Annotated in this window: 8 protein-coding genes; 1 reads left to right on the top strand and 7 read right to left on the bottom strand. The window is 39.4% G+C overall.

Annotated features, from left to right (window positions below; translation table 11 throughout):
- Position 1: 1 nt before the first annotated feature.
- The 7 genes from lgt to uvrB all read right to left on the bottom strand — a co-directional run bounded on the left by lgt (position 2) and on the right by uvrB (position 8676).
- Positions 2-826: a prolipoprotein diacylglyceryl transferase gene (lgt, locus tag BFL01S_RS09380; RefSeq protein WP_025907417.1), complete on the bottom strand. Its 825-nt coding sequence runs from the start codon at positions 824-826 to the stop codon at positions 2-4.
- 14 nt (positions 827-840) lie between these two features.
- Complete coding sequence (hprK, locus tag BFL01S_RS09385) at positions 841-1776, bottom strand: HPr(Ser) kinase/phosphatase (RefSeq protein WP_061785540.1); 936 nt, start codon at positions 1774-1776, stop codon at positions 841-843.
- 147 nt (positions 1777-1923) lie between these two features.
- Positions 1924-2286 carry a phage holin family protein gene (locus tag BFL01S_RS09390; RefSeq protein WP_025907413.1) on the bottom strand — a complete coding sequence of 121 codons (363 nt, stop codon included), beginning with the start codon at positions 2284-2286 and terminating at the stop codon, positions 1924-1926.
- A 5-nt stretch (positions 2287-2291) separates the two neighbouring features.
- On the bottom strand, positions 2292-2486 hold the full coding sequence (locus tag BFL01S_RS09395) for a PspC domain-containing protein (RefSeq protein WP_025907411.1): 195 nt from the start codon (positions 2484-2486) through the stop codon (positions 2292-2294).
- 63 nt (positions 2487-2549) lie between these two features.
- A complete protein-coding gene (locus tag BFL01S_RS09400; protein ID WP_025907409.1) occupies positions 2550-3635 on the bottom strand; it encodes a DUF4097 family beta strand repeat-containing protein in 1086 nt (361 codons plus the stop codon).
- Between the two features lie 174 nt (positions 3636-3809).
- A complete protein-coding gene (gene uvrA / locus BFL01S_RS09405; RefSeq protein ID WP_061785541.1) occupies positions 3810-6689 on the bottom strand; it encodes an excinuclease ABC subunit UvrA in 2880 nt (959 codons plus the stop codon).
- A 7-nt stretch (positions 6690-6696) separates the two neighbouring features.
- Positions 6697-8676 carry an excinuclease ABC subunit UvrB gene (gene uvrB / locus BFL01S_RS09410; protein ID WP_025907405.1) on the bottom strand — a complete coding sequence of 660 codons (1980 nt, stop codon included), beginning with the start codon at positions 8674-8676 and terminating at the stop codon, positions 6697-6699.
- 452 nt (positions 8677-9128) lie between these two features.
- On the opposite strand from uvrB, the gene BFL01S_RS09415 reads away from it, so the two are divergent.
- Positions 9129-10616 carry a sigma-54 interaction domain-containing protein gene (locus BFL01S_RS09415; protein ID WP_235859216.1) on the top strand — a complete coding sequence of 496 codons (1488 nt, stop codon included), beginning with the start codon at positions 9129-9131 and terminating at the stop codon, positions 10614-10616.

A 10616-nucleotide genomic window follows, 5' to 3' on the forward strand; every position in this document is an offset into this window, starting at 1 on the left:
CTCACCCCTGTTTCTTTTTACTTGTTTCCAAATACGTTTCCTTATTTGTTTTTCGACGAATAGCAATAATAATGACTGCTACCGCAATTAAGACAAGCGAAATGACTTGTGCGATGCGCAGCGTATCCGTCAACATCAAGCTGTCTGTACGCATTCCTTCAATAAAGTATCGCCCAATTGAATACCAAATAACGTACGTTAAGAACAGTTCACCTCTACGCAAGTTGACGCGTCTTAGCGCAATTAACAGAGCAAATCCGGCTAAATTCCAAAGCGATTCATATAAAAACGTAGGGTGGTAATATGTACCGTTAATATACATTTGATTAATAATAAATTCTGGCAGGTGCAAACCTTCTAGAAAAGCACGTGATACTTCTCCACCGTGCGCTTCCTGATTCATAAAATTCCCCCAGCGTCCGATTGCTTGACCAAGAATAATACTCGGTGCCGCAATGTCCGCTAGTTTCCAAAATGAAATCTTTTTCACACGTGAAAAAACAATCCCAGTTAAAATTGCTCCAATCAATCCACCATGAATAGCAATTCCACCGTTCCAGATTTGAGGTATCTCATTCAAATGCTGTGAGTAATAATCCCATTCAAACGCAACATAGTATATGCGCGCACAAATAATAGCAATTGGTACTGCAAATAGCACTAAATCGATAAACGTGTCTTTAGGCAACCCACGCTTCGTGCTTTCTTTTGTAGCAATATACAGAGCAAGCAGCACACCAGCTCCAATAATGACGCCATACCAATAGATTGTCAGTGGGCCTAGCTCTAAAAACACACGATCAAGCGGCTGAATATTTGCTTCCATCAAACCACCCTTTCTTAAATATCTTCTCTGTCACCGTCTTCAATTACATCCGTTAAGCGATTTGAGAACTGCTCAGCTGCATTAATTCCCATCCGTTTCAAGCGGAAATTCATTGCGGCTACCTCAATAATAACAGCTAAGTTACGCCCTGGACGAACAGGTAACGTGATTTTTGTCACATCTGTGTCAATAATCTTCATTTTATCTTCTTCAAGGCCTAAACGATCATAATGTTTATTTTGGTCCCATGTCTCAAGCTGAATAACTAATGAAATACGCTTATAGCTACGTACTGAACCTGCACCAAATAGCGTCATCACGTTAATAATACCAAGGCCGCGAATTTCAAGTAAGTGTTCAATTAACCCCGGAGCATTACCGACCAGCGTATCTTGATCTTCTTGACGAATTTCTACACAGTCATCCGCTACTAGACGATGTCCACGTTTCACAAGTTCAAGCGCGGTTTCACTTTTACCAACGCCACTTTTCCCCATGATTAAGACACCGATTCCATAAATATCTACAAGCACTCCGTGAAGAGCTGTAGACGGTGCTAAACGACTTTCTAAAAAGTTCGTTAAATGACTTGAAAGTCTTGTCGTTTTAGAAGGCGATCGTAGTACAGGAACTGCTTCGCGTTCAGAAGCTTCAATCAATTCTTTCGGCACAGACATATCACGAGAAATAATAATGGCTGGCGTAATATCTGTACACATTTTTTCCATTCGGACTTTCTTTTCTTCATCATCTAAACACTCAAAAAATGATAATTCCGTTTTCCCTAATAGCTGTATGCGCTCTGCTGGATAATATGTAAAATAACCGGCCATTTCAATCCCTGGACGTGAAATATCACTTGTTGCAATCGGACGGTCAATTCCTTCTTCTCCACTGATTAACTCTAAATTAAACTTTTCAATTAAGTCTTTAGTACGAACTGTTACCACCTGAAATCCTCCTTTAGTTTAAAACCATGTACCCATTAGCTTTTTGTCTATGATAGTATTTACCATTAAAGGTTCACTCTATTTTATCATTAAAAGCAAGAGAAGAGAAAACAAAGTAGCGCTAGCTTCGTTGAAGCTAGCGCTACTTTATTTGGATCGCAACGGATCAATAATAACCTTTTGAATCAATAGGTTCAGAATGGACATAACAATAGCAGCTAAAATAGCTGTACCAAATCCATCAATAACAAACGAATCACCCATAATACCTTGCGTAATCATTAACGTCGCTGCGTTTATGACGAATAAAAACAGTCCAAGTGTTAGAAATGTCACTGGTAACGTCAAAAGAATTAAAATGGGTTTCACGATAATATTTAAAATGGATAAAATGATGCTGGCAATAATTGCAGCACCAATCGACGATAGTTGAAATGCATCGATATAACCTGCAATTACTACAAGTACAAGAGCATTAATTAAAATGCTAATAATCCCTCTCACAAGCATGCTTATTAGGCTCCTTCTTCATTTGGCAATACAAAGATTAAAATGAAGTAGATAACTACCAGTGGTGTTCCAATAACGAATAGAACGCTCAATGCAAAAATCAGTCGAAGAATCGTAGCACTAATCCCTGTATACTCGGAAATTCCGCCGATAATTCCAGCTAATTTTCTATTTCTGCGTGATCTATATAACTTTTTCATTTATCAATCTTCTCCTTTTCCTAATCATTCTGATTACAAAAGGCTTCTTTATATGCCAACGTTTTACTTAATTGTGATTGAACCAGCTTTAGACTCTGCTAATAATTTATACGATTTAGCTGTTTCAAGATATGCTCGGAAGCGCATCTGCTTCATGACCGTCTCTTTTTTCTCTTCAATTACCTCCATTTGAGGTAAGTTACATACGAATTTACCTAGATTTGATTTCAAATCTCCTTCGATGCCAAGATGAGACGGCGTATAAAGCTCGATATGTCCCGTAGTCGTTTTTAAAAATGCTAACTCAACACGCTCTCCTTTCAGGTACCCTTCAATATCTCCATTAAAAGTTTGCGCATCGATTTTTTTATAATCCCCATCAAATTTTATAGAACCGTTAATCGTCTCCATCTCACATTTTGATGAGAAAACGCGTGAGAGCTCAATGTGACCATTAGATGTTTCCGCTTCAAGCTGTCCACTATTCACTTCATAAAAGCGAATTAAACCGTTGGCTGTTTTGGCCTTTAATTCTCTTACATTTAATCTTTCCCCTTCAATAGGTCCATTAAACACACGTACATTCACTCTCTCATACTCGGTTTCAGGTATATAAACAGTCGCCTTCACCTTCATATGTTTTTTTTGCACATTAAATTTTAGCTTCCCGTTCTCAATTGAAAATAAGACATCTTTTAAAAACGCTTGTCGCGCTTGCTCTTGCCCCTCTACCTTATAAACATCTGATTCGCACTCGATTCGCACATCCGGACTTCCCCATGGTTTTACCTTCACACTTCCGTTTGCAATATCGATATCAATTGCCTGAATATAAGCTTCTGTTTGTTGGAAAATATGCTGAACTTTAACTGAGGGCCCAAAGTTAAAGTCTAAATCAACGTCCTTTACTTTTTTGACTGTCTGATCGACAAAGCTAAATAGCTTTTCTTTAAAGGATGCAGACGAAGGTTTAAAAGTCGAAGAACTGCTGCTCGATTTACCAACATAAGGCGTCAACTCCGATGATGCATTCACTTTTACAGTTGGCTCAGGATTTGCTTCAAGTGAATTTAAAAGCGTTAATGCTTCATCTACCGTCAACTTCCCCTCTTCTACCATCTGTAAAATCTGCTTGCGCTTTTCTAGCATGTGACTCTCCCCTTTTGGTTTATAATTTCATCTATCTTAGCTCGTTATTTCATACTTTCACTGCCTTTTTATTAAAGAAAAAGCAGACTATTATGTAATACGGTTTATGCTACAAAAAGTTTCAATATACATAAAATAGAAAAAAGCGCTACCTTTAGCGCCTTTTTTTCTATTTTATGCTTTGCCAACTGTTTGAACTTCCTTTATCTTCTCATCCATACGCTTTCGATCACGTTCTAAAATTGGCTTTAAATACTTACCTGTATAGGAACCTTTCACTTCAGCGACTTCTTCTGGTGTACCTGTACCAACAATTTGACCACCTTGATCTCCGCCTTCAGGTCCTAAATCAATTAAATAATCTGCTGCTTTAATAATATCAAGATTGTGTTCAATAACGAGAACCGTGTCACCATTTTCAACGAGTCGTTGCAATACTTTTAGAAGTCGTGCAATATCGTCAATATGCAGACCTGTTGTTGGCTCATCTAAAATGTAAAGCGTTCGGCCCGTTGATCGGCGATGCAGCTCAGAAGCTAGCTTTACACGCTGCGCTTCCCCTCCTGATAGGGTTGTAGCAGGCTGCCCAAGCGTAATATATCCAAGTCCTACGTCATGGATTGTTTGTAGCTTACGCTTGATTTTCGGTATGTTTTCAAAGAAATGCAGAGCATCCTCGACCGTCATATCCAGCACGTCTGAAATATTATGGTCTTTATATTTAACTTCTAACGTTTCGCGGTTGTAGCGCTTGCCATGACATACTTCACAAGGTACATATACGTCCGGCAAAAAGTGCATTTCAATTTTAATGATTCCGTCTCCACGACACGCTTCACAGCGACCTCCCTTTACGTTAAAGCTAAAACGACCTTTTTTATAACCACGTACTTTTGCTTCGTTCGTTTGGGCAAATACGTCACGAATGTCATCAAAAACACCCGTATACGTAGCTGGATTAGAGCGTGGTGTACGTCCAATTGGAGATTGATCAATATCAATCACTTTATCTAAGTGCTCAATTCCTTTGATTTCTTTATGCTCTCCAGCCCTACTTTTGGCTTTATGAAGCTTTTGAGCAAGCGTTTTGTGTAAAATATCATTTACCAGCGTACTTTTCCCTGAACCTGATACGCCTGTTACTGCTGTAAACGTTCCAAGTGGAATACTTACCTTCACATTTTTTAAATTGTTTTCTTTTGCACCTACAATGTCAATCATTCGGCTCTTATCAATTGCGCGGCGCTCTGTTGGCAGCGGAATAAAACGCTCTCCCGATAGATACTGACCTGTTAATGAATTTGGATCTGCCATCACTTCTTTTGGTGTTCCCTGTGACACAACCGCTCCTCCATGCACACCGGCACCAGGACCAATATCAATTAAATAATCGGCAGCAAGCATCGTATCTTCATCGTGCTCAACAACAATTAATGTATTCCCAATGTCTCTCATATCTTGCATCGTTCGAATAAGGCGATCATTATCACGCTGATGGAGACCAATGGACGGTTCATCTAAAATGTAAAGAACCCCTGTTAAACGTGAGCCAATTTGCGTTGCTAGTCGAATACGCTGTGCTTCTCCACCAGATAACGTTCCAGCTGAACGATTAATTGTGAGGTAATCTAAGCCGACATTCACTAAGAAACTGAGGCGTTCTTTAATTTCTCTTAAAATCATGTCTGCAATTTTCATTTCTTTATCAGAAAGCTGCAGGCTGCTAAAGAAATTGTACGCTTCTTGTACAGAAAAACGCGTCACGTTACCGATATGCTTAGAATCAATTAAAACAGCAAGCGCTTCTTTCTTTAAGCGGTGGCCCTTACACATTGGACAAGGCTGTTCGGCCATATATTTTTCCATTTGCTCACGAATATAATCAGAGCTGGTTTCATGATAACGACGCTCTACGTTTGGAATTACACCTTCGAACAAGATTTCATTTTCACGCACTTGTCCAAAGTCATTTTCATAGCGGAAGTATATTTTTTCGCCATCGCTTCCATGCAAGATTTTATCTAATAAATGCTTAGGTAAGTCTTTTACCGGCACGTCCATATCGATGCTATAATGAGCGCAAACTGCTTCTAGCATTTGTGGATAGTACTGAGAACTTGTTGGAGCCCATGGAGCAATAGCATTTTCTCGTAATGTTAACGTATCATCCGGAATCACCAGTTCATGGTCAACTTTAAGCTTCATTCCTAGTCCATCACATGCTGTACAAGCACCATAAGGACTGTTGAATGAAAACATTCTCGGTTCAAGCTCTCCAATTGAAAAACCACATTTTGGACATGCATGATGCTCACTAAATAAAAGCTCTTCTTCACCAATGATGTCGATAATAACCTTTCCATCACCGAGTTTTAGAGCCGTTTCTAGGGAGTCAGATAAACGAGACTGTACGCCTTCTTTTACCACGATTCGATCGATAACCACTTCAATCGAATGTTTTTTATTTTTGTCTAGCTCAATTTCCTCTGTTACTTCGCGCATTTCTCCATCTACGCGCACACGCACGTATCCTTGCTTTTTAATATCTTCTAAGGCCTTTACATGCGCACCTTTTCGCCCAGACACAACGGGAGCCAGCACTTGTAATTTTGTACGCTCTTTGTACTCTAAAATACGGTCCACCATCTGCTCAATGGTCTGAGATGTAATTTCAATCCCGTGGTTTGGACAAGTCGGTCTCCCTACACGCGCAAACAGCAAGCGTAAATAATCATAAATTTCCGTAACGGTTCCTACAGTTGAACGAGGGTTGCGGCTCGTTGTTTTTTGATCGATTGAGATAGCCGGAGACAAACCTTCAATGGAATCCACGTCCGGCTTGTCCATCTGACCAAGGAACTGCCGAGCATACGCTGATAATGACTCCACGTAACGTCTCTGACCTTCTGCATAAATCGTATCAAAAGCAAGCGATGATTTACCAGAACCTGATAAGCCCGTTAGTACGACCAGCTTATCACGTGGAATTTCAATATCGATATTTTTTAAATTATGAGCGCGCGCGCCCTTTATTACGATTTTCTCCATGGCCATCTTGCCATCACCCTTCTGCTTTTAATTCTAAAAGAAGATCACGAAGCTCAGCTGCTCGTTCAAAGTTAAGAGCTTTTGCTGCTTCCTTCATTTCTTCTTCCATTTCTTGAATTACTTTTTGCTTTTCTTTTCCAGTCATTTTATCAAACGCAGGTGCTTGATCGTAGCTTTCAGTATCCTCAGCTACAATTGTTGCTCGGATTGCACCTCGAACTTCTTTTTGAATTGTCTGCGGCGTAATGCCGTGTTTTTCATTGTATGCTTCTTGAATGCTGCGACGACGATTCGTTTCACTAATCGCAATTTCCATCGAGTTAGTGATGCGATTTGCGTACATAATAACGTGACCATTAGCGTTACGAGCCGCTCGACCAATTGTTTGGATAAGTGAACGCTCTGATCGTAGAAATCCTTCTTTATCTGCATCTAATATCGTGACAAGTGACACTTCAGGAATGTCGAGTCCTTCCCTTAGAAGGTTAATTCCAACTAAAACGTCAAATTTACCAAGACGCAAATCACGAATAATTTCAATTCGCTCAAGCGTTTTAATTTCAGAATGCAAATACTGTACTTTAATGCCGATTTCTTTTAAATAATTCGTTAAGTCCTCTGACATTTTTTTCGTTAGCGTTGTAATGAGAACGCGCTCGTTTTTCGCAATTCGATCTTGAAGCTCTCCAATTAAATCATCAATCTGCCCTTCAATTGGTCTCACTTCAATATTTGGATCCAATAATCCCGTTGGTCGAATGATTTGTTCAATAACATCAGACGCTTTTTCAAGTTCATAAGGCCCTGGCGTTGCCGAAACGTGAACAATTTGATGGATATGATCTTCAAATTCATCGAATTTCAACGGACGATTATCAAGCGCTGAAGGAAGACGAAAACCATGGTCAACAAGCACTTGTTTTCGCGCTTGGTCCCCGTTATACATTCCGCGAATTTGTGGAATAGTCACATGTGATTCATCGACTACAAGAAGAAAGTCTTCTGGGAAGAAATCTAGCAGCGTGTATGGTGTTGATCCTGGTGGACGTAGCGTTAAATGACGAGAGTAGTTTTCAATTCCGGAACAGAACCCCATCTCTCTCATCATTTCTAAATCATAGTTTGTGCGCTGTTCAAGGCGCTGAGCTTCTAATAATTTGCCTGCTTCTCGCATCTTTTCAAGCTGTTCTTGAAGCTCTTTTTCAATATTTTTAATCGCTACTTTCATCTTTTCTTCTCGAGTGACGAAGTGAGACGCCGGGAAGATGGCCACGTGTTCTCTATCGCTAAGGACTTCTCCGGTTAAAGCATCAACTTCTCGAATACGATCAATTTCATCTCCGAAGAACTCAATGCGAATGCAGCGCTCATCTCTTGATGCTGGGAAAATCTCCACCACATCTCCACGCACGCGAAATGTTCCGCGTTTAAAGTCGATGTCATTGCGTTCATACTGCACGTCCACAAGATCTCGAAGTAGCTGATTTCGCTCCTTTTCCATGCCGACACGAAGCGAAACAACCATTTCTTTATATTCTTCCGGTGAACCTAATCCATAAATACAAGATACGCTGGCAATAATGATAACGTCGTTTCTTTCAAACAACGAAGACGTTGCAGAGTGACGTAGCTTATCGATTTCGTCATTAATGCTTGCATCTTTTTCAATAAACGTATCGGTTTGTGGAACATAAGCTTCAGGCTGATAGTAGTCGTAATAGCTCACAAAGTATTCCACTGCGTTATCTGGAAAGAACTCTTTAAACTCGCTATATAGCTGCCCAGCCAACGTTTTATTATGAGCAATAATTAAGGTAGGCTTATTAACCTCCTTAATTACATTAGAAATCGTAAATGTCTTACCTGTTCCTGTTGCACCTAATAACACCTGCTGCTGTTTTCCTTCATGAATACCTTTGACAATTTTTTCAATTGCCTTGGGCTGATCCCCTTTAGGTTCATATGAGGATACTAGCTTAAATTGATCTGCCACAGAGAGGCCTCCATTTCATTAGTGTTAAAATTATAGCACTGTAATCCTTAAAAACACGAACTTATATTCGTATTTTATCATTTCTTTTTATATAATGGAACTGAATAGTATTGGACTGTTCAAATTTTCCTTATTTCTTCATCTCTCCTTTGTATACCCAGTCTGAGCAAATATATAATCCCATTGCGAATTAGCTGGAAAATCGGACAAAAGAAGCGCTTTGCGACCTTATAAAAAGTGTGATACATTTAATTAAAAGTAAGAATATGAAAGGGGTTTAGTACAATCCAATGAGCTCAATTAAAATAAACGACTCCTTTATTTTAACCAGTCCATCTACATCCATATCCCAAATAAAATCGGAACTTTCTAACTTTGAATATGTCATCGTTTTTGATAAGCATTATTACATCTTTCATACAAAAGAACAGTTTGCCCTCCAGAGTGCTTCGATGAGCATGCCTATTATTGATTGGATTCACAAAACCAACTGGTCTCCTTCTACTATCTCTACTTGGCTTGACCTCAAAACATCAAAGGTTAACTGGGAGCGCCCAGTTCTTATTCAAGCATATGAAACTAATTCTATTCACGGTGTACTTCACCCTTCTGACTGGATTCACTATCTACAAGCTGAAAATGAAGATGTTTTCTCTTATTTTGAAACATTAGGAGAGACGATTAACGACGCCGTAACCGTTGTTGACGATAAAGGGAAAGTAGTGCTATGGAATACCGCCGCTGAAAACACTTACAAAATTGCAAAACAAGCAATTGTTGGCGAGTTCATCAATACGTATTTCGATGATGAGTCCATTGTGCTACATAAAATCTTAAACGAAGGTCGACCGATTCGGGGAGCTTACCATAAGCCAAATAAAGAAACGCACGTGTTAGTGAATGCTTCTCCTATTGTAAAAGGCCATAAAGTTATTGGTGCAGTGGCAACTGAGCATGATATTACCAATATTATTCGACTGCACGAAGAAGTGGAACAAGACCCACTGATAGGAGATAAGAGCTTATTTTCTTCTATTATTGGCGAGAACTCTACCCTTGAAGAAGAAATTGAAATGGCTAAAAAAGTTTCGTCTACAAATATTCCTATTTTATTAACGGGTGAAGTAGGATCTGGAAAAGAGCTTCTTGCTCAAGCTATTCATTATGATAGCACAAGGCGAAATGAACCCTTTATTACGCTAAACTGCGCAACCATTCCTCCCGGTCTCATTGATATGGAGTTATTTGGATATCAACAAGGCGTGTTTTCACAGCCTACAACCGATAAAAGGCCTGGGAAATTAGAGCAAGCAGCAAACGGCACCTTATTTATTCAAGACGTTCACAAGATGCCTTTAGACGTTCAAATTAAACTGTGTGACTATCTGGAAAACGCCGCTTATTACATGACGGGAAGTAATGAGCAAGTTCAGGTTAATACAAGAATTATGGCTTCAACCTCTGTACTGTTAGAGAGCTTAATTGAACAAGGAGAGTTTTATGAAGGTCTCTATTATCAACTAACGGTCATTAATATTCATATTCCACCGTTAAAAGAGCGTCGGAATGAAATTCCAACGCTCATTACACAATTTATTGAAGAATTCAGCACAAAGCACGAAAAGATAAAACCAACTCTTGATGAAGAAGTGGTTGAAACGCTTTGTCGTCACGATTGGCCTGGTAATGTAAGAGAACTTCGAAATACCATTGAACGGTTAATTTTACTTAACGATTTGCCAACTATTACGGCACAGCACTTACCAGCTGAGTTAAAACGCCAAATCACTCTTCATGAATCCTTGAATGAAACCTCATCTGAAAAGCAGCTCATTCAAGATACGCTAAAAAGAACCTATGGTAATAAGAGCGCCGCAGCTGATTTATTAGGGATTTCAAGAGGAACATTGTATAACAAAATTAAAGAATATGGTTTGTAA

The sequence above is a fragment of the Priestia flexa NBRC 15715 genome (assembly GCF_001591565.1).
In the GTDB taxonomy this organism is placed as follows: domain Bacteria; phylum Bacillota; class Bacilli; order Bacillales; family Bacillaceae_H; genus Priestia; species Priestia flexa.

Excerpts from the sequence above, each read along its gene's own strand:
- lgt (WP_025907417.1), bottom strand. The coding sequence starts at position 826 with ATGGAAGCAAATATTCAGCCGCTTGATCGTGTGTTTTTAGAGCTAGGC.
- BFL01S_RS09390 (WP_025907413.1), bottom strand. The coding sequence starts at position 2,286 with ATGCTTGTGAGAGGGATTATTAGCATTTTAATTAATGCTCTTGTACTT.
- BFL01S_RS09395 (WP_025907411.1), bottom strand. The coding sequence starts at position 2,486 with ATGAAAAAGTTATATAGATCACGCAGAAATAGAAAATTAGCTGGAATT.
- BFL01S_RS09400 (WP_025907409.1), bottom strand. The coding sequence starts at position 3,635 with ATGCTAGAAAAGCGCAAGCAGATTTTACAGATGGTAGAAGAGGGGAAG.
- uvrA (WP_061785541.1), bottom strand. The coding sequence starts at position 6,689 with ATGGCCATGGAGAAAATCGTAATAAAGGGCGCGCGCGCTCATAATTTA.
- BFL01S_RS09415 (WP_235859216.1), top strand. The coding sequence starts at position 9,129 with ATGAGCATGCCTATTATTGATTGGATTCACAAAACCAACTGGTCTCCT.